This window comes from Lysinibacillus composti (assembly GCF_016908465.1).
Classification (GTDB): Bacteria; Bacillota; Bacilli; order Bacillales_A; family Planococcaceae; genus Ureibacillus; species Ureibacillus composti_A.
Genome location: NZ_JAFBDY010000016.1, coordinates 1 through 24353, shown reverse-complemented (window position 1 = coordinate 24353; position 24353 = coordinate 1). Strand labels below are relative to the sequence as shown.

At 36.9% G+C, this 24353-nt stretch carries 25 protein-coding genes and 1 other annotated feature; of the genes, 18 read left to right on the top strand and 7 right to left on the bottom strand.

Annotation, left to right across the window (positions count from 1 at the left end):
* The first annotated feature begins 167 nt into the window (after positions 1 to 167).
* The 10 genes from JOD29_RS14800 (at position 168) to JOD29_RS14755 (ending at position 9699) form a co-directional block, all read left to right on the top strand.
* Positions 168 to 848, top strand: a complete 681-nt coding sequence (locus JOD29_RS14800) for a GGDEF domain-containing protein (protein WP_124766239.1) — start codon at positions 168 to 170, stop codon at positions 846 to 848.
* A gap of 342 nt (positions 849 to 1190) precedes the next feature.
* Complete coding sequence (locus tag JOD29_RS14795) at positions 1191 to 2540, top strand: 3' terminal RNA ribose 2'-O-methyltransferase Hen1 (RefSeq protein WP_124766238.1); 1350 nt, start codon at positions 1191 to 1193, stop codon at positions 2538 to 2540.
* A gap of 2 nt (positions 2541 to 2542) precedes the next feature.
* Complete coding sequence (locus tag JOD29_RS14790; protein WP_124766237.1) at positions 2543 to 5137, top strand: polynucleotide kinase-phosphatase; 2595 nt, start codon at positions 2543 to 2545, stop codon at positions 5135 to 5137.
* A 287-nt stretch (positions 5138 to 5424) separates the two neighbouring features.
* The gene (locus JOD29_RS14785; RefSeq protein ID WP_124766236.1) at positions 5425 to 6240 is read left to right on the top strand and encodes an MBL fold metallo-hydrolase; all 816 of its coding nucleotides are present in this window, start codon (positions 5425 to 5427) and stop codon (positions 6238 to 6240) included.
* Between the two features lie 133 nt (positions 6241 to 6373).
* Complete coding sequence (locus tag JOD29_RS14780) at positions 6374 to 6877, top strand: hypothetical protein (protein ID WP_124766235.1); 504 nt, start codon at positions 6374 to 6376, stop codon at positions 6875 to 6877.
* Positions 6878 to 6901: 24 nt separating this feature from the next.
* Positions 6902 to 7162 (top strand): hypothetical protein, encoded by a 261-nt coding sequence (locus tag JOD29_RS14775; protein ID WP_124766234.1) that lies wholly within the window; start codon positions 6902 to 6904, stop codon positions 7160 to 7162.
* A 362-nt stretch (positions 7163 to 7524) separates the two neighbouring features.
* Entirely contained in the window at positions 7525 to 7770 is a 246-nt protein-coding gene (locus JOD29_RS14770) for a cytoplasmic protein (protein ID WP_124766232.1), read from the top strand.
* Between the two features lie 94 nt (positions 7771 to 7864).
* Positions 7865 to 8212, top strand: a complete 348-nt coding sequence (locus JOD29_RS14765; RefSeq protein ID WP_124766231.1) for a VOC family protein — start codon at positions 7865 to 7867, stop codon at positions 8210 to 8212.
* Between the two features lie 142 nt (positions 8213 to 8354).
* Entirely contained in the window at positions 8355 to 8591 is a 237-nt protein-coding gene (locus JOD29_RS14760) for a hypothetical protein (protein WP_124766230.1), read from the top strand.
* Positions 8592 to 8982: 391 nt separating this feature from the next.
* Positions 8983 to 9699, top strand: coding sequence for a ferredoxin reductase domain-containing protein (locus JOD29_RS14755; RefSeq protein WP_124766229.1), 717 nt, complete (start codon positions 8983 to 8985; stop codon positions 9697 to 9699).
* A 104-nt stretch (positions 9700 to 9803) separates the two neighbouring features.
* Here the strand turns inward: JOD29_RS14755 and JOD29_RS14750 are convergent, their stop codons facing one another.
* Positions 9804 to 10349, bottom strand: coding sequence for a pyridoxamine 5'-phosphate oxidase family protein (locus JOD29_RS14750; RefSeq protein ID WP_192894244.1), 546 nt, complete (start codon positions 10347 to 10349; stop codon positions 9804 to 9806).
* A gap of 108 nt (positions 10350 to 10457) precedes the next feature.
* Between JOD29_RS14750 and pdxR the strand changes: the two genes are divergently transcribed.
* The 3 genes from pdxR (at position 10458) to JOD29_RS14735 (ending at position 12788) form a co-directional block, all read left to right on the top strand.
* The gene (gene pdxR, locus JOD29_RS14745; protein ID WP_240033627.1) at positions 10458 to 11852 is read left to right on the top strand and encodes a MocR-like pyridoxine biosynthesis transcription factor PdxR; all 1395 of its coding nucleotides are present in this window, start codon (positions 10458 to 10460) and stop codon (positions 11850 to 11852) included.
* Between the two features lie 20 nt (positions 11853 to 11872).
* A complete protein-coding gene (locus JOD29_RS14740) occupies positions 11873 to 12157 on the top strand; it encodes a hypothetical protein (protein ID WP_124766227.1) in 285 nt (94 codons plus the stop codon).
* A 61-nt stretch (positions 12158 to 12218) separates the two neighbouring features.
* Positions 12219 to 12788, top strand: a complete 570-nt coding sequence (locus JOD29_RS14735; protein WP_124766226.1) for a GNAT family N-acetyltransferase — start codon at positions 12219 to 12221, stop codon at positions 12786 to 12788.
* 416 nt (positions 12789 to 13204) lie between these two features.
* On the opposite strand, the gene JOD29_RS14730 is transcribed toward JOD29_RS14735, so the two are convergent.
* Complete coding sequence (locus JOD29_RS14730; RefSeq protein WP_124766225.1) at positions 13205 to 13888, bottom strand: Dph6-related ATP pyrophosphatase; 684 nt, start codon at positions 13886 to 13888, stop codon at positions 13205 to 13207.
* A 104-nt stretch (positions 13889 to 13992) separates the two neighbouring features.
* Here JOD29_RS14730 and JOD29_RS14725 point away from each other — a divergent pair, with 104 nt between their 5' ends.
* On the top strand, positions 13993 to 14610 hold the full coding sequence (locus JOD29_RS14725; protein WP_124766224.1) for a hypothetical protein: 618 nt from the start codon (positions 13993 to 13995) through the stop codon (positions 14608 to 14610).
* Between the two features lie 851 nt (positions 14611 to 15461).
* Here the strand turns inward: JOD29_RS14725 and JOD29_RS14720 are convergent.
* The 4 genes from JOD29_RS14720 to JOD29_RS20635 all read right to left on the bottom strand — a co-directional run bounded on the left by JOD29_RS14720 (position 15462) and on the right by JOD29_RS20635 (position 18562).
* On the bottom strand, positions 15462 to 16367 hold the full coding sequence (locus JOD29_RS14720; RefSeq protein ID WP_239585741.1) for an HD-GYP domain-containing protein: 906 nt from the start codon (positions 16365 to 16367) through the stop codon (positions 15462 to 15464).
* Positions 16368 to 16784: 417 nt separating this feature from the next.
* Positions 16785 to 17537 (bottom strand): VCBS repeat-containing protein, encoded by a 753-nt coding sequence (locus tag JOD29_RS14715; protein WP_124766222.1) that lies wholly within the window; start codon positions 17535 to 17537, stop codon positions 16785 to 16787.
* Positions 17538 to 17751: 214 nt separating this feature from the next.
* Positions 17752 to 18339, bottom strand: a complete 588-nt coding sequence (gene phoU, locus JOD29_RS14710; RefSeq protein ID WP_240033631.1) for a phosphate signaling complex protein PhoU — start codon at positions 18337 to 18339, stop codon at positions 17752 to 17754.
* A 97-nt stretch (positions 18340 to 18436) separates the two neighbouring features.
* Positions 18437 to 18562: a hypothetical protein gene (locus JOD29_RS20635; RefSeq protein WP_275579655.1), complete on the bottom strand. Its 126-nt coding sequence runs from the start codon at positions 18560 to 18562 to the stop codon at positions 18437 to 18439.
* Positions 18563 to 18984: 422 nt separating this feature from the next.
* On the opposite strand from JOD29_RS20635, the gene JOD29_RS14705 reads away from it, so the two are divergent.
* Entirely contained in the window at positions 18985 to 19296 is a 312-nt protein-coding gene (locus JOD29_RS14705; protein ID WP_124766221.1) for a peptide ABC transporter permease, read from the top strand.
* Positions 19297 to 19381: 85 nt separating this feature from the next.
* On the opposite strand, the gene JOD29_RS14700 is transcribed toward JOD29_RS14705, so the two are convergent.
* Complete coding sequence (locus JOD29_RS14700; protein ID WP_124766220.1) at positions 19382 to 20656, bottom strand: MFS transporter; 1275 nt, start codon at positions 20654 to 20656, stop codon at positions 19382 to 19384.
* A gap of 197 nt (positions 20657 to 20853) precedes the next feature.
* On the opposite strand from JOD29_RS14700, the gene JOD29_RS14695 reads away from it, so the two are divergent.
* From JOD29_RS14695 to proS, 3 genes are all read left to right on the top strand, one after another.
* Positions 20854 to 21768, top strand: a complete 915-nt coding sequence (locus JOD29_RS14695) for a LysR family transcriptional regulator (RefSeq protein WP_124766219.1) — start codon at positions 20854 to 20856, stop codon at positions 21766 to 21768.
* A gap of 13 nt (positions 21769 to 21781) precedes the next feature.
* The gene (locus JOD29_RS14690; RefSeq protein WP_124766218.1) at positions 21782 to 22348 is read left to right on the top strand and encodes an HD domain-containing protein; all 567 of its coding nucleotides are present in this window, start codon (positions 21782 to 21784) and stop codon (positions 22346 to 22348) included.
* Between the two features lie 105 nt (positions 22349 to 22453).
* Positions 22454 to 22674 (top strand) — a binding site (T-box leader).
* A 91-nt stretch (positions 22675 to 22765) separates the two neighbouring features.
* Positions 22766 to 24202, top strand: a complete 1437-nt coding sequence (proS, locus tag JOD29_RS14685) for a proline--tRNA ligase (RefSeq protein WP_124766217.1) — start codon at positions 22766 to 22768, stop codon at positions 24200 to 24202.
* Positions 24203 to 24353 lie beyond the last annotated feature (151 nt).

Here is a 24353-nt window from a genome sequence, read left to right as displayed (position 1 = left end):
AAAGCACTAAGATAGTGATTATAAAAAAGGATTTTTATACCTCTTCTACAACATTAATATTAATAAAAGCATTTTCCTAATTCCATTTTTTGGTTAATATAGAATTAAACATAATTTAAGTGTACAATAATATAACTGCAATTTAGTTGGAGGGGTACAACATTGACATGGTGAATTTTAAAAAGGTCAGTCATAAGGGTAGAATCATTAGTGTTCTTGTTTTCGGATGTACGATTTTTGCAATTAGGGAAGTGGTCAAATCCCATTTTGGAGAAGTACCTCACATGTTACCAGTACCAGCGCTTATCCCTTTAATAATAGTTTGGTACTTAGGTTACCAATATGATAAATCGGTAGATCTTTCAACGAGAGACACGTTAACGAAGATTTTTAACAGACGATATGTTTTAAATAAATTTCCTAAAGAAAGTACTTATTGCATGAAGAAAAATATACATATGGCCGTCTTAGTCTTGGATGTGAATGATTTTAAAAAAATAAACGATCAGTTTGGCCATGAAACCGGTGATCAAGTGCTGGTAGGGATATCAAAACTGTTAGAAGAGACGTTTGATCCAAAAGATATCATCGCTAGATGGGGTGGCGATGAATTCCTGGTTCTGTCAAAGTTTGAAGACGAACATGTTTTATCCCAAAAAATAGAACAATTTAAACATGGAATGAAACAAAAACAATGGAAAATACAGCATCATAATGTTTCTGTATCGATTGGAAAAGCCATATTTCCAACGGATGGCCAAAATTTGAACAGCTTAATTGCGAAAGCCGATTCTAATATGTATAAAATTAAAATGCAACATAAAAAAGAATGCTATAAGGCAATGTAGACTGTTTAAATCTATCGGAAATGTAATCTGAAAATTTTTTGATGAATGGAGTGTTGATCCGATAGGGGTTGATGCTCTTTTTTTACTTCATTCAATGGGGTTCAACTCCCATTGAAATCGATGAACTCAGACTAAGAACGCCACTTATCACTGAAAAACGCCACGTCCTGTGGCAACAGTGATATGACCAACATCGTGTTGGCCTAAGCTCGATAAAATCTGGAATCAAATACGCCAAGTCGCATTTGATTTATGAAACTTTGCAGCCGCTTATAACAAATGGTACTGTAAGTTTAGAGGCTATAAATTGGGAACTGATTTAAGAAAGTAGGTGTGTGTGACATGCAATTATCGATACGTGCGACAGGACAAGATGTACAAATGCTCTCTTATTTATTGGCGAAAAACCCAAATAACCTTTACGAAAGAAGTGTTAGCGGGCATTTTGTCAGAATGTTTTTTAGAAAATTTAGCGAAGAAGAAGTGGATGTGACGTTTTTTGTTACACCAGACCCAATTGAACTTTCACGAAATAATTCAGAAAAATACGACATTACTTCCTATATAAATGACCGAGAATTTGTTGTGAGTAGTATCTTCTGTACATTTTTAAGGTCTGCCCTAGGAACAGCACTGAATGGGAAACCAAAAGAGGAATATGAACCCTGGGTATATCACTCCTTTCCTTTAGAATTCAGCTTTGGTCCACTAGCATCAGACCTTACAGATGATGAAATTGCCGCACTATTTCAGCCACTAGGATACAACGTGGAAATTACTTACGGTGCAGCTGATTATAATATGAATTTTAAAACTAAGAGTACTGCCCGATTTATTACGATAAAAGGCTCAACCACACTCCAAATGGGGCTGCGCCAGCTTTTTGTTTTAATCCCGGTCTTCGATAATTATAAGCATTATTATATTGATGAAAGAGAAGTCGAAAAAATTGAGCGCTATGGTGAGGGGTGGTTGGATCAACATCCACAACGTGACTTCATCATACGAAAAGCACTTCGATTCCAGGAAGTTTATAGCCAATTGGAAAAAGAGACCGAAGAGGCAACAAATCAAGAACCAGAACCGAAAGTGAGACTAAATGATCTCCGATACGAGAAAATCATCCAAAAAATTAACCAACTACCATTTAAAGAAAGCATTGTTGACTTAGGTTCAGGAGAGGGGAAGTTGTCTGAAAAACTAGGTTTTATCGAAGGCGTACAAGCAATTTTAGCTGTTGAACCTTCACAGTCAGCATCCATTAAAGCCCTTAAACGCTTTGAGCAAGTAGAACCGAAAGAGAATTTCATTATGCCTACACAAATCATCGGCTCTCTTTTTTACTTTGATGAACGATTAAAAAACAAAGATATCATCATTCTGTGTGAAGTCATCGAACATATTGATGAGCATCGTTTACCAAAAATCATGAAAACCATTTTACAGGATTATCGACCAAAGGCATTACTGCTAACGACGCCAAACAAAGAATATAATGCTGTTTATGAGATGGATACCGAATACCGACATCTTGATCATCGATTTGAGTGGACGAGAGATGAATTTACACAATGGTGTGAAAAGCAAAATGAAGCACAAGAATATGAATTAATATTCGATGGAATCGGCGAACAACACGAACTTTATGGTTACCCGACCCAAATGTGCTTGTTTTCGAGAAAGGGGATGTAAAATTGAATATCGTTCTCCCTTTAACAGGAATTGTGTTGCTTGTGGGCCCTTCCAATAGTGGGAAATCTACTTTTCTAAAACACTTAGTTGAGCAAGGTAAAATACTTCCTTCTGAAATCGTCAGTTCCGATGAATGTCGGGTGTTGGTAGGTGACACTGAATTTATCGATTGGCATAGAAGAAACAAAGATGAAGCAGATGCGCTCTATAATCAATACCAAACAATATCTGCAGAGGCCTTTTCTTTAATGGACTCGTTGATTGAAACGAGATGTCGTCTCAATAAGCTAACATGTATCGACGCAACTCATTTATATCCAGATGACCGAAAAAAATATATTAACATTGCTAAAAAGCATCATCTGCCGATTGTCTCGATTGTACTGGATATTGATCAAAGCGAGTTACTTGAACGTGATAAAACCCGTGAAAATCCAAGAGGAAACAAAAGAATTAAGCAGCAAGTCTATCAATTTAAAAAAGAGAAGCGTTATATTAAAAAAGAAGGCTACTTAGCCACTTACTTCATCTCAGAATCAAAAGACATGGAAGTAATCAGACGTACGAACCATCCACTTGAACTGGATGTTAGTAATGGCATCGATATTATTGGAGATATCCATGGTTGCTTTGATGAAATGATTCGACTTCTTGAAAAATTAGGATATGAGAAAAATGCTGATCAATTGTACGTTCATCCAATGGGGAGGAAGTTTTTATCCCTTGGAGATATTATGAGCCGTGGACCAAAGTCGCTGCAAACGATGGAATTTTTCTTGCGTCATATAAAAGAAGGACTTGCTTACATGATCGATAGTAATCATGGCTGGAAAATTGCTCGTTGGCTGGACGGCAAGAAAGTTACTTTAAGTCATGGTGATGAACTTGTAGAAGAAGAATTCATTCAATATGAAGCGCAGCATGGTAAAGAAGCTACGGAGCAATTCAAGCAAGAGCTAAAGCAATTGTTGCTGAAAGCTCCATCGCATTATGTGTTGACAAAAAATGGTGTTCCAACTTTAGTTTGTACCCATGCAGGCATTAAAGATGAATTTATTGGGAAGGAGTCTCATGATATCAGTGACTTCTGTCGTTATGGTGATTCAGAAGGATTTGATGAAACCGGAAGACCTATAAGGAAAGACTGGACCATTCATCACAAAACAAGCACAACGATCGTGTGGGGGCATGACCCTAAGCCGAAACCACTTGTGATTAATAATACAATTAATATAGACCAAGGGATTGTGTTTGGTGGAGAGTTGACAGCCTTCCGCTACCCAGAAAAGGAATTTGTAGCGGTTCAAGCCGAACAGGATTATTCTGATGGGAAACATAATCCTTTAGTGGAGTTCAAGAAGAAAAGGTTAAATCCACCGAACATTGCGAAATACATCAATGGTTATCAGGTTTTAACAGATGCACTCGGTGAAATTCATATTCCAAAAGAGTATGCACTTGCTTCAATTGATACCGTGTCACACTATACCGTTCCGATAGAAGAGTTGGTGTACATTCCTCCAACGATGAGCCCAACGCCAGCGCCTTCTTCTTTAGAAGACTATCTTGAACATCCAAAAGAAGCGATTCAATACTATCGAAGTATGGGGATTGAACGGATGGTGGCCGAAAAGAAACATATGGGTAGTAGAGGGATTTTGCTCTTGTTTAAAGATGAGGAAGCAGGTCTTAAATACGTAGGTCGAAAAACACTTGGCGTAATTTACACTAGAACAGGCCGAAGATTTTTTGATGAAGAAACAGAGGGTGAAATCCTTTCTAGAATGAACAATGGCTTAAAAGCTAGTGACTATTTCACGAAATATGAAACGGAATTCGTTCTGATTGATGCAGAAATTATGCCGTGGAATTTAAAAGCGAAAGAGCTCATTAGTAGTCAATATGCACATGTTGCTGAAAATGCCATTTTAGACCGTGCCTTGCTGAAGAACAAGCTTGAAAGTATAGGGGACAAGCATGCGGATTTAGAGAAATGGCTTGAAGAATATGATGAAAAACTGACAAATGCCTACGTGTTCAAAGAAGTGTTTCAAAAATACTGTTGGGAAATCAATGAGATTGATCAAATTCAAATTGCGCCTTTCCACATCCTCGCTCACAGCAATGAAACATTTTTCCATAAGCCGCATACTTGGCATATGGAAATGAACAAAGAATTCGCGCGGATGGAAACTCTCTTTGTGGAAACAGAATATGTGGTGATTGATGACGAAGCGAGTGAAGAAGAAGTAATCCACTGGTGGGAGAATATTACTAGTGATGGCCATGAGGGAATTGTCATCAAACCAGAAACATTCATTTCAACATCGAAGGGCAAACTGTTACAACCTGCTATAAAAGTAAGAGGTAGAAAATATCTCCATATTATTTATGGCATGGACTATTTGGATCCAGAAAACTTGAAGCGACTAAAGCAACGGAATATTGGCAAGAAACAAAAACTCGCCTTAAAAGAATTTTCCTTAGGAGTCGAGGGAATTCAGCGCTTCGTCAATGGCGAATCCATCGAAAGAGTGCATGAATGTGTACTCGGAACCCTCGCTATGGAGTCAGATCCCGTTGACCCAAGATTGTAGAGGGATGAAGTTCAGGATTTGAGGAAATCGTGTGACAAGTAAACTCATAAGGGGCAATGAAGTTCAAAGTTATATAGAAAGAGAATTAAAATGACCTTCAACAGGGGCATGAAGTTCAAAATTCGATCCCCATGGATATAAATGAACTTCATCAAGGGTATGAAGTTCAAAATTCGATGGTTCATGGATAAAATTGACCTTCATCAATTGGATGAAGGTCAAATTTTCATTAAATATCTTACATAAAAAAATAAATAAATAGCTAAAGAATCTGGAGGTTGCAGCAATTGATCCAATATAAAAACGAACAGTTAACCGTATTTGAAAGCCAATTATACAAAACAACCGCAACTGTGATTCAAACTGAGGATTGTATTCTAGTGGTGGACCCGAACTTGCTCCCAAATGAAGTGGAGGACATTCGCCAATACGTTCAAGAAATTCAAAATGGACGCCAGATTTATCTCTTATTCACTCACTCGGATTGGGATCATATCGTAGGTTATGGGGCTTTTCCAGAAGCCAAAGTCATCGCAAGCGAAACCTTTTCAAAAAGACAAAATAAAGACGAGATCATTGAACAAATCCATGCCTTTGACGACCAGTATTATATTGATCGACCGTATCCAATTACGTATCCAATTGTCGATGAAGTGGTCACTTCAGATGGACAACAACTAGACATGGGAAATACAAAGCTTACATTTTACAATGCAAAAGGGCATACCGATGATGGGATTTTTACAGTCATCGAACCACTTGGTATTTGGATTGCAGGGGACTATTTATCGGACATGGAATTTCCATTTATTTATTCAAGTTCAGAAGACTACATAGCAACTTTACAAAAAACAGATAAAATCTTACAAACCCATCAAATCAATTTACTCATCCCTGGCCATGGTCATGCAACGGAAAATGAAAATGACATCATGAGAAGAAAAATTGATGGCCTAAACTATATCCAACAATTAAAAACCGCGCTCCAAGCGAATACAGATCATCTTCATTTACTAGACGGTTATCAGTATAAAAAAAGCTTAAAAGACTGTCACGATGAAAATGTTGAATTTCTTATGAAGGAACTAAATAACCATAACTAATTGTCGACACCTTAAGGACTTGGCAATATGGCCCAAGTTCGTAATTTTTTATGTAAATATTCCAATCTCTGAAACATTTCCGCCACATATCCGTATATAAAGTAAATAAAAGGATGTAAATGGGGAATCGGGCATGCATAAAAAAGTGGAGAAGAAATTATTTAATTTATTTACAGGGGAATTAACGGCAACAATCTTGTTTATTATCGTCTGGATCTTATATTTAAGAACATACGATTGGGGTCCTGCTTACTTAGCGGCCTTGCCAACGATTTATGCATTTTTCTTATTAGAATTCATTCTCCTTCAAGGAAGTTGCTATTGGTATCTAAAATGGAGACAGGTAAAGAATAAGGATTTTACCCATTTGCCAGTTAAACAATTGAAGGTTTTTGCCTTGTTCAAAGGACTAAATCTTCTATTAATTATTGTTGGATTCGTACTCTTAATCGTTCAATTGATACAAATGCCTGTTTATTTTTACCTTTATCTATTTGTATTTCTATTTGCATTGATAGAATATATTAACTATTTCCATATCCGACTTTCTTATATGTCTGCAGGAGAAATCAAGGAATTCATTCAACAAAAAGGGTTCCGCAGTTCAAAACTAGCGAAGGAATTGAAAGATTTATAAATTTAAAGAAAGAGGTGTTGAATAGTGGAATTTATTCTAGAATTAATTTTTACTATTTTTAAATATTTTATTGTTTGTTACTTGTTGTATTTTGTTTATAGCATCATAAGGAAAATTTTTGGTAAGTCTTCAGGTAGTTTGAGCGATAAAGAAAGAAAACGTAGGAGAAAAAGTAGTAAATACGATACTTCCTCTGATTCTGGCGGTGGTGGTTGGTTTTCTTCAGACTCTGCAAACGACGGTTGTGACAGTGGTGGAGGAGATGGAGGCGGAGGGGGCGACTAAGCTTCCCTCGGCTAAAATTTTCGAGCGTTAAAAAATTAAGGTGATTTCATCTGAAAAGTAAAGTTAGGAGGTTGTAAAAATGAAAAGTAAAATTAGAACAATTATTGGACTTATAAGCAGTTTGCTACTTGTTACGATTAGTATTTATAGAATACTTACGGAGTCCCTTTCTTCAACATCTTTGTTTGTTGCCTATCTTTTCGCCATTACGGGGTTGATCGGATTGATCGTATACATTGCCATGATAAGAAAGTTATTAGCCAATAAAACAAACCAAAAGTACAATTCCTAAATCAATTGCTTGTACCTTTCAGAAAAAATCTTACATACATATTATGAATGAATACAGAAGGTGAATAAAAGTGGAAAATCAATACCAACTGGCACACCGTTTTAGTAGTCTACATCGTAAGGAATTAGAAGAGGACAAAATCTGTGGTTGTTTTTATTGTGGGAAAATTTTTCATCCTACTAAAATATCTGAATGGATCGAACATGGAAATACCGCACTCTGTCCATATTGCGGAATTGATGCTGTCATTGGTGAAAGTTCGGGATATCCCATCACTGAACAGTTTTTAAAAGGAATGTATATGGAATGGTTTTAGTTTGTCGATACTAGTTATTATTAACTATTGTCTTGCGATCGTAGCAATTGTAATTTGATTTTACGCAAAATCTTGAACAGACTGGAGAAAGAACATGATCAAAGGTTTCGGAGGCGTATTTTGGAGAACGAAGAATTTGGAAGATGTAAAAAAGTGGTACAGTGACGTGTTAAAACTGGATATAAATAATTGGAATGGCACGATGATTAAACCTCAATCTGGAAATGAAACAATCTTTTCATTCTTTACGGAAGATGACAATTACTTCCCGAAAGAACAACAGGTGATGCTAAATTTCCAAGTACATCATCTAGATGAGGTCATGACGCATCTTGAACAGATTGGTGTTCCGCTCGTAAAGGAAAAAGAGGTTAGTGAATATGGAAAGTTTGCTTGGATTGAAGATCCAGACGGTCGACTAGTAGAGCTTTGGGAGAAGTAAACTACACGAATAATTATGACGCATTTCTACTGTCAGGAATGCGTCAATTTTCATTTTTTTACCAGCCGTTTATATGGCTTGTAACACATTTGTTGAAACTTTTTCCATTTATCGTCCGTAAAGTAAAATAAGGGGGAATCATATGAAAAAAATAGTGTCAATCTTCATCATTGTCCTCATCTCAATTGGACTAGCTGATCTATTAACTGGAATCCTGTTAACGTCCATTTATATGCCAAGCATGTATACAACAACTAGTTTTGAAATGTCGAAATACGTACAATACCTGATTACCGCAGCGACAATCACCATTGCTCTTACTTGTGCTTTTAAAGTGAAAAATAAATTAAATAATTCAAAGTCAGCAAAATTATCGTGAAGTATTAGCTGGTTTTAAAGGAAGAGCGTTAATCCAAGAAAGAACACAGTCTAATAGCCGAAAGGACCGTTATTTCAATCGTGTTGAAATAATGGTTTTTTTAATTCGTAAAAAATTAAATGTTTCGGCATCTATTGTATGAAGGATGCTCTACCATTCGCATGGCCCATCAAATTGTCGTGTTAGTAAAGGGAACATCGTGGAATGTGGTACACACGATGAACTACTAGCTAAATCAGGTCGTTACCTGGAGCTTTAGGAATACCATTTTCGACAACCAAAAGAGAAGGTACTAAATAAGTAATAATCTATTAAGAGTTTTTAATTGAGAATAATTATCAATTGTTGTATAGTAGTTTTAGAGATAAATAATGAAAAAGGGGATTACACCATGCAAATATATTGGACGAAAATAAATAAAATTATTGAGGAAACACCGGAAGTGAAAACATATATGCTGGACATTCCAGAAGGGTTTACATGGGAAGAAGGCGCTCACACTCATCTTGCACTAGAAGGTTTTAATGCAGGAGATGAACCGAATAAAAGCCTTGTTCGCCATATGTCAATCTCTACTTTACCTAAAGAAAATTCAATCGGTATTACAACACGTATTAGAGAATTATGCTCTGAGTTTAAATCGATTTTAAAAACGCTAAAAGTCGGCGATCAAGTTGCACTATTTAAAATTCATTCAAATGTACCGCTAAAAAGAGAAAACAAAAATATTTACCTGTTGTCATCGGGGGTTGGATTAGCAACTTTTAGACCAATTGTCCTTGAATATTTCGAACGTGCTGACAATGTGAATCAAATTCAGTCTTTAAACATCGACTCATCTAAGGATTATTTATTCACTGATATTTTCACATCCGCACCTGACAAAAACTTTACTGCACAATTCGTCGACAATCGTAAAGACTACTATGATGAAGTGAAAAAATTTGCTTCTGACAAAGAGGGTCTCTTCTATATTGTTGGTAGTGATGAGTTTCTACTACAAAACATTGAAGTACTACGTGAACAGGGTGTTAAAACGGAACAGATACTACTCGATAAGCGTGAAAGAGCATTGCCTAAGTTTTTATCACCGGAATTATCAGTTTAAAAAATCAATAATCTTTTATCACAAAGAGCGCCATTTAACGAATTTGGCGTTCTTTTTTCAAAATGGGAGTCAATGAGTCGTACTGCATTGGCTCCCACTCTTATTTAAAGATCCATCTCAACCTTGCGTCCAGTATAGAATGACAGTTGCGGATTTAATTGATTTTCCTTTGCCGTTCGTACTTTCGGAATTAGTTTAAATACAACGGTATGACTCCCTAGTGAGGAGCGATATCTCTCCACATGGGACTGCGAAAGGTTTTTATCGTAGTAACCAGGTACATATTTATCTAACATTCCCTGCATGGCTGCGGTAGCTTCATTTAAATCACTTACTGTTTCTAATACGCCAAACAACATCACACTCATATAGGCCGTATCCGTTTTAGCGGGTATCGGACTGACCATCGTTCCAACATCCTCTGCCACCGTGAAACAACAGTTGGAGTTCGCATCAATTACATTTATTTTTCTCCCATGAGCGGCCCCGTGAAAATACATGGCGCCATTCATCCAGATAAAATTCAAAGGTACTACATAAGGAAATTCCCCATCCGCTAATCCCAGGTAACCCGTCCGTGCCTGGTTCAAAAACTGATCAATACGCTGTTCATCTGTACAACTTAATTTTTCTTGGCGAATTTTTTCCATTGTATATCCCATCCTTCAATTACATGATAAAATCATTTTAAGAAAATTCTGTACATAGAGAAAGTGACAGAAACGAAAAGTTTAATAGGGACAGATGGAGGGAGTACAGTGGAAATTTCCCCATTTTTACAAAAGGACTCACCTGAGCCGTTATACAGCCAGTTATATCATTGGATAAAAAAAGAAATTGAAGAGGATCGGCTTTTGCCAGGGATGAAAATGCCTTCAATACGGCAATTAACAACACATTTAAAGGTCAGTCGGAATACGGTGGTATCTGCCTATGAGCAGCTGCAATCAGAGGGATATCTTGAAAGTGTTCCGAAAAGTGGCATATGGGTTGCGGAAATAGAAAAGCCAACCCTTCATCAGATAGAGAAGATACATCCCATTCGTTCGGAATGTAAGCCAATAAGAGACGTCCTTGTGGATTTTGAATATGGAAATGTGGATCTCGATAAATTTCCTGTGAAGCAATGGAAAAAATGCTTATCTGACGCTGTCGATCAGGAGAATAGCTGGTTATTTGAATACAGTGAAAAACAGGGCGAACTGGTATTGAGGGAAGAGATTTCATCCTATTTATTGCAATCTAGAGGAGTACGATGTGTACCGGAACAAATTGTGATCACGTCTGGAACACAAAATTCCATTGCGTTAATTTGCCGACTTTTAGAATTGCAGGGGAAAAGGGTAGCGATGGAAGAACCCGGGTATAGTGGGGTACGTTCAGTATTTGTAGATCAGGGATGCTTTATTGAACCTGTGCCTCTTGATAAGGACGGTTTATCAGTAGAGTATCTTCAAACGAGCAAAGCAAAAGCTGCTTACGTCACACCATCACACCAATTTCCATATGGTATGGTCATGTCCATTTCGAAAAGAAACCAATTATTAGATTGGGCTTATCAATCTGGGGGATTCATTATTGAAGATGATTATGACGGCGAATTTCGGTACCGGGGGCAACCAATTCCTTCACTGAAATCATTGGATGAAGAGGAGAAGGTCATTTATTTAGGGACATTTTCTAAATCCTTTCTTCCTTCAGTACGCTTAAGTTATATGGTACTTCCACCCTCTCTAATGGAACAATACTCACAGAAGTTTGCAAATTACAACCAATCAGTCTCCCCGGTAATTCAGTGGGCCTTGGCCATATTCATGCAATCCGGTGAATTCGAAAAGCATATCCGAAGAATGCGCAAACAGTATCAACGAAAACATCAGATCTTGTTAAAAAGTATCGAACAACATATGGGAACGAAAGTAAAAATCGTTGGAGAAAAGTCAGGATTACATATTTTATTAAAACTACACAACAAATCCAACAACGAGCTGATTGAAAAGGCACTTCAAAAAGGAGTCAAAGTTTATTCACCGGAAAGATTTTGGCTTCGGCCAACCTCCGAAAGCAATTCCTACATCATGTTAGGATTTGGAGGATTGTCGAGTGAGGAAATTGAAAAAGGAGTAAAAATCCTTGCAAGCTGCCTCACATGAGCGATTAAAGGAGATGTTAAATGAACAGAAAACAACATTTAGCATTAATCATTGGCGGATTACTAATGTTTATATACTTATCTTTTTCAAGTTTGATTTTTAATAATGAAATGTTAACTATGCTTTCGACTGAACTTTTGTTTATGATTTTGATCGTTCTTTATATGGGCATTTGTTTGATCACATTTTCATATAGAAAACGATATAGAAATGCTCTTGAAAGTAGTTTTTTTATCACAATATTGATTTTAACCGGGTTACCAGTAGGTGCAATAACTCTTTTAAATATTCTAGCTTATTTTTGATCCGTTACTAGTACTACTAAGTTCTAGCATTATATGAAATAAATGAAAGAGGTGTAGATGAATGTTGGTACACAAGATTGATGATGAAGTTTCTTTGAGGTTGTTCAATTTAGATGACGCAGAAGAATTTTACAATTTAACTATTGGATCAAAAACCTATTTAAAAGAGTGGCTTGGTTGGCTCGACCATACAAAAAGTGTAGAAGATACTGCGCAACATATTTTATCAAGATGTAAAGAGCTAGTAGAAAATGGAGGTTATCCACAATCGTTTGCCATCCTATACAACGATAAAATTGCTGGAACCATTGGATTTAATGAGATTCACAAGGCTAACAAAATGGGGATTGTGGGTTATTGGATAGGGGAAAAGTTTCAAGGTAAAGGAATCATGTCAAAAGCATTCAAAGCGCTAATTGATTACGGATTTAATGACCTAAAACTTAATCGAATTGAAGTGAGAGTCGCAATTGAAAATAAAAAAAGCAGAGCACTTCCCGAAAAGTTTGGATTCAAAGAGGAAGGGATCATAAGGCAAGCAGAGTGGTTATATGATCATTATGTGGATCACGTAATATATGGACTTTTGACGAATGAATGGGAATACACAAATAAAGAATGCAACACCTAATAGATAAAAAGAGGCTCCATAATTGTCAACTTTCTATAAGTAGAATTTTTAAGAAAATCCACTATTATCTTTAATAAGTCCTGATTCATTAATATTTGAGATTAATAAGTGTTAGCCATTCTCCAGAAACCGCGGCCTACCACTGTAAGCCGCGCAAAGTTTCCAGTACGTTGAGAAGAATACATTATATGTGAGCGGTCCTTACACAAAGCCGGGGGCAAAAACGCCACGTCCTGTGGCATTGCCCCCATGACCAACATCGTGTTGGCCTCATAGAAAAGTCGAAAAGACATGTTTCAACATGGCTTTGCGGCTTGTGTGCTCAGACCGCTCTCACCAGACACTTAATTTAGATTCTTTATTAGAATAATCTTTTAATGACTCAGAATCTTTTTTTATAAAGCTTTAGTAAGTTACTAATCTAACTCCAAAGGTAAAAAAGCATATTCTCCATCTCTGACGATTTCACATTTGCGAACTGGAATAGGATGTTTAAAGATGGGTCCGTCGATTACTGTCGTATGGAATTCTCCACCTTCTCCGCACGGGTCAATACCACGGGCTTCAAGCTCTTTCACATATTCATGAGTTAATGTTCTACCTAAATCTTCCTCACGCATTCCAAGAGATAAATTAACCGTCACCATCATCGTGACAAATCCTAAATCGATGAATTCTTCAACAGCTGTACGATGGTCCATTTCCCATAGAGGCATCGCAAGCTTTAATCCAGCATAGTTTGTAACCTTTTCATGCCAGCAACCATCAGCAGGCATATCTAGATCTCCAGTGACTAACACTTCTGCTCCTTGATTTTTAGCCTTTTCTAATAGACCAATAAATACTTTTTCATAATCTTCCCAACTTGCAGCAGCTGTACATAGAGGTACACCGATAGAACTTGCTTGTGCATAAATGAGTTCCGGGGGCATTCCATGAGATCTCGACCGATTTCCTTCTTCTTCCATCATCGCGATGAGTCCTACAGCTTCTCCATCCTTCATTGCTTTAAAAAGAGCTAACGTACTATCCTTGCCTCCGCTAAAAGAAGCGATAAATTTACGCCCATGTGCATTATATTTCCAATCTAATTCTCCCATTCAGTTCTTACTCCTTTATCTTAATGATATTTCGATTTTATCACTAGAGGAGCTTAAAAACACAGAACTGGGAAAGAATACAGCTTAAAAGGGACTCATAAAAAATGAAAAAATTAGTTTTTATTGTTTTATTAATGTTTATTTCAATTAGCATGACGGAGAAAGGTTCGGCTCGGACTTTGCAATTAACAGATGATGCATTAGAAACCGTTGAAGAGCAGCAACTATCAATAAAACAAGCAATTGAGTTAGCCTATCCATCTGCTTTGGAATGGAATGAACATGCGGAATTGTTAGATGCAATCAGTATCGACTTAGATAAGCCAGGGAAGTCAATTGGAAGTAATGGAAAAAGGAAATATTGGAATATTTCATTTGGCGTACCTGATACGAATAAGTTTTATTTAGTAACGATTCATGAAGGGAAAATTGATCAAGCAAATGACTTAACAGGAGAGGGTACATCTCCTTATCCCCAAAAAGAGTTTATTCAATTGGAGGATATTAAGTATGATTCACCTGAGTTACTTAAAAAAGCACTAAAGATGGGGAATATTTATCCTGGAAAAGACTGGGCGAAGGGTTATAATTTTATGCTAAAAAAAGACACGGAGCGAAATATAAACCTATTATTAGTGATTGGTTGGAATAGTGACCAGACAGAAATGACAGCAGCAGGCTTTGATACATCTACAGGGGAATATATTAAACCTAATTTGTAAGCACGTGTTCCTATAGAGATTAATGAGAACAAGCAGGACAAGCTTTAATGATGGGATATCAAGGAACGCTTGCTTGAATAATCTTTAGAAACAAGATACTTGAATAATTAAGAGGCTAGATTTTTAAGGGAAACCACTTTTAACAGGTTTCTGATAAAAGGTTAATCGGATTTTCTCCGCTTAAATCTGTTCTGAGCCTCCGCTTTATTCAATAACGGAAGAAAATTCCCTTAAGATTCAAAAAAACCATAATTTTCGAAAAATAGCGGAAACTTTTTCCCTTATCATAGGAAAATCTTCAAATTTCGCCTGATTTAGAGCAATTAACGGAATATCTTTCCCTTATTTCTGCTTCAAAAGTCTCCACTTTTTACAATAACGGAAGAAAATTCCCTTATGTTTCAAAAAATCCATAATTTTCGAAAAATAGCGGAAACTTTTTCCCTTATCATAGGAAAATCTTCGAATTCAGCATGATTTAGAGCACTTAACGGAATAGTACTCTCTTATTTCATCCTCAAAAGCCGCCACATTTTTCAATAACGGAAGAAAGTTCCCTTAAGGTAGGGGGCGATAACTCCACGTCCGCAAGTCTCGCCCCAATGACCAAGAACACCCACGGTCACAAGTCATGCCCCATAAACCAAGAACACCCACGGTCACAAGTCTCTACCCAATGACCAAGTACGCGCACGGCCACAAGTCTCGCCCAGGACCCAAGCACATAAGGCACCATACTCCACTCTCACCGAACACCACATCAGAATCATCATTCACAGCAAAAAAACACCAGTTTTCTCCAAAATGAGAGTAACTGGTGTTTTCGGGCTTTGTCATAGCCTCTATCTACATTATTTTTTGTCCTCAAAAAGACTTAAAAAAACATCAACAATTTCAGGGTCGAATTGTGTTCCTTTATTTTTCCGAATCTCATTGAGCGTGTATGTTAAATTAAGTTCATCACGATAGACGCGTTTTGACGTCATGGCATCAAACGCATCGGCAACAGCAACTATTCGAGCGAACAAAGGAATTTGATGGCCTGCTATTCCTTTAGGGTAGCCTGTCCCGTCAAATCTTTCATGGTGGTACAATACAATATCTAAAACCCCATTTTTATGAAAATCTGTAACATGCTTAATGATGTTATAGCCAACAGAAGGGTGACTTTTAATGATTTCATATTCATGGTGCAATAATTTATCATTCTTTAACAAGATATGTTCGGGGATTCCAATCTTCCCAATGTCATGCAATAATGCACCTTTGCGGATAATGGCACAACTTTCTTTAGACAACTTCATCTTCTCAGCTATTTGAACAGCGTACTTTGCAACATTTTCAGAGTGGTGCAAAGTATAAGTGTCTCTGGAATCCAAGGCGTTAGCAAGTGCTGTAGTTAATTCCAAATTATCAGCTTTCACTTTTTGCACAAGCCTCATTAACCGAGATGATATTAGCGTGATTAAAAAATACGTACATAAATGAATACAAAACACTACGACATTCAGTTCTTCATCGAGAATTAATAAATACCGGAATGATACGACCAAAACGGTAAGAAAGATTAAGAACCATGCCGGTTTATTATAGAAACCGATGCCAAGAAATATAACGCAAAAAATATACAATATATAAAAATGATCGTCACCATTAGGAATGATACAATTTAAGATCACACTAAAAATTAAAAGAAGAAAAAACCCATAGCGAAAATAGCTAGGGTTATCAAACCATCTATTTGACAATTGATTCATCATAGCTTCCCCTCATTTAAACTGTGTATATTGATCAAAATAACTTTGTAAGTTTAACATAACTTCGACACAGAATTCTAATATTAGAAAATTAATAAATCTAGTAACAACCTATTTTTAGAACAATACCTGAGTAACATTTTTTATCGAAGAAATGGGTGTAATCCTTAAATAAGGAAAGCGTCTCCTTAAAGGAGCTTGGTTAATTTTAATAAACCATTAGGGGAGATTATGAACAACCACTTTTTTTCAATATGAGTCCTATCTAAGAAAGAGGGGGAGATGAAATGAAAATCGCTGATACGCATTTCTAGAGATACAAGTATAGCTAAAGCTTCTAGATGTGTAAAATGAATCACAACATCAATCGTAAATATCCATCCTGAAATTAAACTCCCGACATAGTCGACAATTTTTCTAATCAAGCGGCTTTAACTTTGACCCAGGTAAAGAGATATTCAATATGGATGAGATGAATTGGGTACCATTCCATGTTAAGTGATTTTCAATAGATCCTAATGTATCTGAATTCGTTGGACCTATGATTCGTTGAAAAGCAAGTAAGTCATAACTCAATTCTTTATTCGTTGTAACGACAGGGTATAAAATACCTAAAGCAAGAGCCCCACCTTGAACCGGGTGTTTTAGTTTGCCATTTTCATCGTAGAACTGTGATAAATACTCTTGCCCTTTATTGCTAAGATCAATGGTGAATAGGATATTAAGCGAAGCACTTTTTACACTCACTTTATAAAAATCCTCATAATTCACTTCGAATAAATACTCTTGATTATATTGTTCGACATCGAACAGTTGACGCAAGATGTGATCCTTGAAGGAATAAATATAGTAATAACCGTAGCCTCCACTTCCTCCAGAATCGATACTTACCAAAATATCCAAAACGTGATCCTTGGAAAAATCTCCGAGGAAAAGCCGCGCATTGTATCCACCATTATATTGAAAGGTTACTGTTGAAATATGATTGGTCCGTCCATCTTGAATAAGCAGTGTAATATGATCGATATAGAATTGGGCTACATTGGTTTTACTGCCGATTAAATAAATATTGTCAATTATTCCGTCACCCGTCACATCGCTTTGTTTCATATCAAGCAAGACCATGTTTTTAGCAGAAGTATCGTTGCCAAACGGAAAATCCCTATGCATATGAATCCCTCCAAAATAGTAGGTGATTACTTGGAGTACAATATGTAGGGGTATCTTGAAATGATTGGGTGGGAACCTTTAGTTACAAGAATAATCGGAGTCTGACCGCACGATTAAAAGGCTTTTCGTAAGGCAAGGAATATTGGAAACTCCTTATTCCTCTTAAGTGAACAGCCTTAGTGACTTTTTCATTTAATTAGTCTTACTTAAAAAGTTAATTATTTAAATCTAAACGAAGGCCCTTTTTAAGATAGAAAAGATATTCCGCTATATTTGTAGCATGATCTGCACATCTCTCAATAGAGCGGCACACAAATGATAAATACGTAATTTGCGGAACATATTCGGGTTTCACGTTGCTCAATGACATCAAATGTTTAATAATATTTCTGTACATTTCATCAATATGATTATCCAGTTCTGCAATTTCTTTTGCTTTTGTTGTATTTTCATCAATAAATGCTTGCACAATATGACGTAACATTTGCGAAGTTTTATAGCACATATCTTCCATCAATTCAATGGAAGTAACGAAACGGTCTTTGCCAATACGAATGGTTGTTTTGGCAATTTTAACTGCGTAATCTCCCACACGTTCCATATCTGCGGCTGCTTTTAATAGAACGATTAATCTTCGTAAGTCAGTTCCAACAATCGGTTGTTGTTTTGTTAAAAGTAAAATCACTTGGTCATTTATTGACTCCTCAAGTTGATTAATATTCACGTCTTCCTCAATAATTTGTTCCGCAGTGTTCGTGTCCTTATTTGTAAAAACGGTAAATGATTTCTCTAAAGTATTGATGCTTTTTTCGGCTTACACTAAAAATTCCTTTTGAAGAGCTTCAAGTTCTAAGTCAAATCTTTTGCGTACACTCATGTTCCAACATCCTTCCTTTACTTTATTCCATCCGTTTTATGATTTCTTTTCGTATAACGAAGAGATATTCTTCTTCTTCCTCTGTCCGTATTCGAGAAGGTAATTGCGACAAACGAGTAAATGTTTCTAATAATTCTTGTGGTGTCATTTGTTTCGGTTCTTTTTTGAAATACATCATGCACGATCCTTTCGATGAGAAATAATATGTACTGATTAAAGGTGATAAAAATTATGTTTTTAGTAGGAATTAAAAATGTGAAGTGCCCCGCTGACTAAATGTTCAATAACAACTAAATATATTAGACTTTATAATATGTTAACATAAAGCGATTTGTAGTTAACGTATTATTTGGATTTTGACAAAGAAGTGTCATCTTATGCCCATTTTTAAGTCATTTTGAGGTAGCCTTTTAACACATGTTGTGCTTCTAACATAAGAAATTAAAACTTCTCATATTATATGTGTTCACTTTTATGTAAGAAATAGGAATGTTCCTATATTCTGGAAACCTTTATTATTTTATTATAGTCATAAATAGTAATAATTTCTAGTGGAATATGAGGGATAAAATGGGGATTTCCGAAATAATCATCATAATGCTTGTATATGGGGGACTGTTTTTATTTGTGAATTTAGTATCTTCGAATAACAAATTATTAGGTTATGTAAAGTGGTCAACTCTCATACTATTATATGGTTTTATTTCTATTATTATATGGTTCACTTACAAAGCAGAAGAAGAACATACTAACAGTCATAGTGGTTATGCACTGATTAGTTTAACCGGGGAAGCAATACTAATGATCGCAGGTTTAACTATTTATACGGTTATTTTATTATTTTTGGGTCTTAGGTTATTTAAAATAGCCAACTATAAATAAGTTCTTCTAAGTTAAAAATATGGGATGAAGTGGGGAGTGGTACGTATCGAAGAATCCACTCCGTCCACCTCAACAATCTACATGACTAACTTTTCACAAGTTCTTCTTTCGTTAATTGCGCGGTCGATTGTTTTTTTACAACAATGACAAACAGACTCGCCAACACACAGAACACGCCAGCCATCGTAAATGCCCATGTGTAATTATTAAAATACTTATAGACTAACCCTCCGCCGTATGCTGCAACTGCAGCTCCTGCTTGGTGAGCGGCATAAATCCAACCATATATAATCGCACTTTTCTGAAGCCCAAAGATTTGTCTTGAGAGGTTAATCGTTGGAGGTACGGTCGCCACCCAATCTAAACCATAAAACACAGTAAACACAATAATCCATGTGATATTCCCGCTCATTAATGCAAAGGGAAGGAGCACAAGGGAAGCACCTCTAAACAAGTAATACCAAAATAACAGCCAACGATTATCAAAACGGTCCGATAGAAAGCCAGATAAAGTCGTTCCAACCATATTAAAAACGCCCATAAATGATAGTAAAGAAGCAGCCGTAACGAGAGGAATTCCAAAGCTAATACAATAAGAAATAAAATGTGTCCCAATCAACCCACTCGTGGAAAGGCCACAAATAAAGAAACTTCCTGCCAATAACCAAAATTCCTTTGCCTTTAAAGCACTAAATAATCCTTTGAAAGCAATAATGATTGGATTTCCTTTTTGTGTTACGTTCTTTTCATCTAATTCTTCCTTTTGACCATATGGAAGAATTCCCATATCCTTTGGAGAGTTTTTCATAAATAAAAAGATCATGATGAACATCACGATACCCAGCGTGATGATTAACCCAATTGCCCATCGCCATGAGTAATTTTCAATGACCATTGCTAAAACGGGAAGTAAAATTAACTGTCCCATTGCCGTACTCGCCGTTAATATTCCCGTTGCGAGACCCCTTTTTTCCTTAAACCAATGATTTGCCACATACGGACTTAATACAGTTAAGAAAACACTTGAACCTAACCCAATAATCATTCCCCAAATAAGGATCAAATGCCAAGACTGACTCATCAAGAAGGTGAATAAAAGACCTATTAACAGAGTGGCCATTGAAGTTAACATCATTTTCCTTAGCCCTAATACTTCTAGTAAAGCGGCCATAAAAGGACCTGAAACTCCAAAGAAAAACATACATATACCAAAAGCAAGGGAAATGGTAGGGCGACTCCAGCCAAACTCATTTTCAAACGGAGTTAAAAACACCCCAGATGATGCCACCACAATGCCGACGACAATAATAGAAAAAAAGGTGACCGTCAAAACAAACCAACTATAGTGAATACGCTTCAAAGCAAAACCTCCTCCGGGACAGGGGGACAGGTCCCTCGTCCCATTCTCAACACGCATATGAGAAACCGTCTCTCACTCTATGATTCTTTCATTTTAACGAGTCACAACCCATGTGTAAAATTGAAGTTTATGAAGTGATCCATTGATTTTTCTGATACGATTGAAAAAAAAGACAATGTTAAAGGTGGGGTGAAGGGATGGAAATACGCCATTTTATTACGTTTAACAAGGTGATTGAAACGGGAAGTTTCACCCAAGCGGCTGAACATTTAGGTTACACTCAATCCACCGTGACCTCTCATATTCAGACACTTGAAGAGCATCTCGGCTCCCCTTTATTTGATCGGATGGGGCGTAAAGTAAGACTGACGGAGATCGGCAAGAAACTGTTACCCTATACAAAAGAAATTTTGGATACTTATCGAAAAATCGAAAGCCTTACGAATGAGGAAGAAGATATAAGAGGGACACTAAAGATTGCGGCTCCTGAATCTCTTACTGTATATCGTTTAGAACCAATCTTAAGAGAATATCGAAAAAAATTTCCCCATGTCAGCATTCGTTTAAGTAATGCGACTTGTGGAGCTAACAAAAAGGCAATCCTAGATGGAAATGCAGATATTGCCTTTGTCATGTTGCCAAAGTTTGAGGATTCAGATTTAGTCATCCACCCGTTATTAAATGAATCAATTGTTCTCGTTGGAAGTCCTGACTGTTCCATCCGCAGTTTAACTGACTGTGTCGAAAATCAGAAGCTTAGTGAGTGTTTCATTACGAACGAGAAAGAAGCCAGTTACCGAAGAGTATTTGAAGAATACCTACGCGAGAAAGGGATTGTACCTTCTAACATCATGGAACTTTGGAGTATTGAGGCTATCAAGCGTTCCGTTATGAGTGGACTTGGAATTTCTTACTTACCTTTAATGACCGTACAAAATGAAGTCGAGGAAGGGAAGTTGAAAAGTATTCCTTGTGAAGCGGGATTAAAACAAATCTACTCCCAAGTTATTTATCACAAAAATAAATGGGTTTCGCCTGCACTAGCAAGTTTTATAGACATTACATTGAAGCATGCAAAAGACTGGTCATGTGATAAAGGCCAATTATTCTAAACGGGAGGCAAATATGAATATTGTACAAAAAGCCATTAATTTAGCAGCGGTCGCTCACGCGGGACAAATGCGTAAAGGAACGAATATCCCTTATATTACACATCCTTTTGCGGTGGGAATGATGTTGCAACAGACAAGATGTTCCGAAGAAGTGATTGCTGCTGGAATTTTACACGACACGTTAGAAGATACAGATGTGACGAAAGAGCAGTTACTCGAAATGTTTGGTGAACAAGTCACACGTCTAGTCGAAGCTGCATCCGAACCCGATAAAACATTACCTTGGAAAGAGCGAAAACGTCACACCATTCATTCATTACAACACGCATCCATTGATGAAATCCATGTCATTACAGCGGATAAAGTTCATAACTTACAATCAATCCGGGAAGATCTTAAACAATCGGGAGAATCGGTTTGGGATCGATTTAAACGAGGAAGAGAGGAGCAGCATTGGTACTACAGCAGTATCGTCCAGGAATTGTCTCCGCGAAAAAAAGAGTGTCAGCTAATCGAAACACTTGAAAAAGAAGTGAAAGCTGTTTTTGGGTCCCTTGAGTGGATGGTAAAAGATGGTTGATTGATTATGTGTAACTTCCTAGATCAGCACATCGAAGAATATTTTAGAAATTTTTTCGGTAAGAATTGTATTTTTTACGGGAATTTGATACATTATAGTAGAAATAGACAATCTATGAAGTGACCAAGTAAATAAGAATTGTGAAACAGAAAGTATAGCATTTGCTGAGAGCTATATCACCGCTTCTTATTGAAACCTATCACGGAGATGTTAACAAAATTAACCGAGTCGTTTTCGTTACAAAACGTTTAGAGGGCATTTCACAATTCAGGTGGAAGCCAAACTAAGGTGGTACCACGTCGATTCAGCGTAAAGACGTCCTTACATGAGGATGCTTTTACGCTTTTTATATGGCCATTTTTTATCGTTGTAACGCACAAACAATACACGAGGCAAATTATTGAGGAGGAACAAACCATGTCACAACAAACAAATGATTTTTCAAAATGGTACATTGACACAATTCAAAAAGCAGATTTAATGGACTACACACCAGTTCGTGGTTGTATCGCCTTCAAACCAGATGGCTACGAAATTTGGGAACATATTCAAGGAGAAATGGACCGTCGTTTTAAAGAAACAGGTCACCGTAACGCCTACTTCCCAATGTTAATTCCAGAGTCTTTCTTCCAAAAAGAAAAAGATCATATCGAAGGATTCTCTCCGGAACTTCCATGGGTAACTGAAGCAGCAGGGGAAAAATTAGAAGAACGCCTTGCATTACGTCCAACTTCAGAAACAATGATTGGTCACCTTTATTCAGATTGGATTAAAAGCTACCGCGACCTTCCGTTGTTAATCAACCAATGGGCAAACGTATTCCGTTGGGAAAAGAAAACTCTTCCATTCATTCGTACATCTGAATTCTTATGGCAAGAAGGACACACTGCTCACGTCGATGAAGAAGATGCGCGTAAAGAAACAATGCAGATGTTAAACATCTACAAAGAAGTAGTAGAAGGATTCCTAGCAATTCCAGTTTATGATGGTCAAAAAACACCATCTGAACGTTTCGCAGGTGCTGTCGATACGTATTCAATCGAAGCAATGATGAAAGACGGAAAAGCAGTTCAAGCTGGTACTTCTCATTACTTAGGTACAAAATTTGCTGAAGCATTTGACATTAAATATTTAACGAAAGAAAACAAACACACACATGTTCACACAACTTCATGGGGTACATCAACTCGTTTAATCGGTTCTGTGATCATGGTTCATGGTGATGAGCAAGGTCTTGTATTACCACCAAAAATCGCACCAACACAAGTAGTGTTAATCCCAGTTGGTCCTTGGAAAAAGAACCCTGCCATCATGGAGAAATTAGATGAAGTCTTCGCGACATTAAAAGCAAAAGGTATCCGTGTTCGTCTAGATGATTCAGATCAATCTCCAGGTTATAAATTCAACGAATGGGAACTAAAAGGGGTACCAGTTCGCATTGAGCTTGGACCACGTGACCTTGAAAACAACCAAGTATTATTAAAGATGCGTGACGAAGCTGACAAACAAACAGTAGAATTAGGTTCTGTCGTTGAAGCAATCGAAAAAGAGCTTGAAGTCATGCAAACACGTCTATTCGATAAAGCAAAAGCATTCCGTGATGCAAACTCACATACACATATCGACTCATTAGAACAATTACACCAACATTTAGCGGATTCAGAGAAAAATGAAACAATCCCAGGTTGGGTACTTGCTGGCTGGTGCGGAGACGACGCTTGTGAATCAAACGTGAAAGAAGAAACGAAATTTACAACACGTAACATTCCATTCAACCCACCTGCAGAAAAGCACACATGCATCAACTGTGGCAAAGAAGCAAAACACACAGTTTGGTTCGGCCGCGCATACTAATGGGACATCGGGGACAGGTACCTTGTCCCATTCATGTCAAAAAGCTTCCCGTCATTTGAACTGCCCCGTAAAAGTTAGACACAAATCTAACTTTTACGGGGTGTTTTTATGGCCAGATTTACAGCAGAAGAAAAAATACAAATTGTTAAAC

What these genes read in the sequence shown, in the direction of transcription:
- JOD29_RS14800 (WP_124766239.1), top strand. Translation starts at nt 168, where the DNA reads ATGGTGAATTTTAAAAAGGTCAGTCATAAGGGTAGAATCATTAGTGTT.
- JOD29_RS14795 (WP_124766238.1), top strand. Translation starts at nt 1,191, where the DNA reads ATGCAATTATCGATACGTGCGACAGGACAAGATGTACAAATGCTCTCT.
- JOD29_RS14780 (WP_124766235.1), top strand. Translation starts at nt 6,374, where the DNA reads ATGCATAAAAAAGTGGAGAAGAAATTATTTAATTTATTTACAGGGGAA.
- JOD29_RS14765 (WP_124766231.1), top strand. Translation starts at nt 7,865, where the DNA reads ATGATCAAAGGTTTCGGAGGCGTATTTTGGAGAACGAAGAATTTGGAA.
- JOD29_RS14760 (WP_124766230.1), top strand. Translation starts at nt 8,355, where the DNA reads ATGAAAAAAATAGTGTCAATCTTCATCATTGTCCTCATCTCAATTGGA.
- JOD29_RS14755 (WP_124766229.1), top strand. Translation starts at nt 8,983, where the DNA reads ATGCAAATATATTGGACGAAAATAAATAAAATTATTGAGGAAACACCG.
- JOD29_RS14750 (WP_192894244.1), bottom strand. Translation starts at nt 10,349, where the DNA reads ATGGAAAAAATTCGCCAAGAAAAATTAAGTTGTACAGATGAACAGCGT.
- JOD29_RS14740 (WP_124766227.1), top strand. Translation starts at nt 11,873, where the DNA reads ATGAACAGAAAACAACATTTAGCATTAATCATTGGCGGATTACTAATG.
- JOD29_RS14735 (WP_124766226.1), top strand. Translation starts at nt 12,219, where the DNA reads ATGTTGGTACACAAGATTGATGATGAAGTTTCTTTGAGGTTGTTCAAT.
- JOD29_RS14730 (WP_124766225.1), bottom strand. Translation starts at nt 13,888, where the DNA reads ATGGGAGAATTAGATTGGAAATATAATGCACATGGGCGTAAATTTATC.
- JOD29_RS14725 (WP_124766224.1), top strand. Translation starts at nt 13,993, where the DNA reads ATGAAAAAATTAGTTTTTATTGTTTTATTAATGTTTATTTCAATTAGC.
- JOD29_RS14720 (WP_239585741.1), bottom strand. Translation starts at nt 16,367, where the DNA reads ATGAATCAATTGTCAAATAGATGGTTTGATAACCCTAGCTATTTTCGC.
- JOD29_RS14715 (WP_124766222.1), bottom strand. Translation starts at nt 17,537, where the DNA reads ATGCATAGGGATTTTCCGTTTGGCAACGATACTTCTGCTAAAAACATG.
- JOD29_RS20635 (WP_275579655.1), bottom strand. Translation starts at nt 18,562, where the DNA reads ATGACACCACAAGAATTATTAGAAACATTTACTCGTTTGTCGCAATTA.
- JOD29_RS14705 (WP_124766221.1), top strand. Translation starts at nt 18,985, where the DNA reads ATGGGGATTTCCGAAATAATCATCATAATGCTTGTATATGGGGGACTG.
- JOD29_RS14695 (WP_124766219.1), top strand. Translation starts at nt 20,854, where the DNA reads ATGGAAATACGCCATTTTATTACGTTTAACAAGGTGATTGAAACGGGA.
- JOD29_RS14690 (WP_124766218.1), top strand. Translation starts at nt 21,782, where the DNA reads ATGAATATTGTACAAAAAGCCATTAATTTAGCAGCGGTCGCTCACGCG.
- proS (WP_124766217.1), top strand. Translation starts at nt 22,766, where the DNA reads ATGTCACAACAAACAAATGATTTTTCAAAATGGTACATTGACACAATT.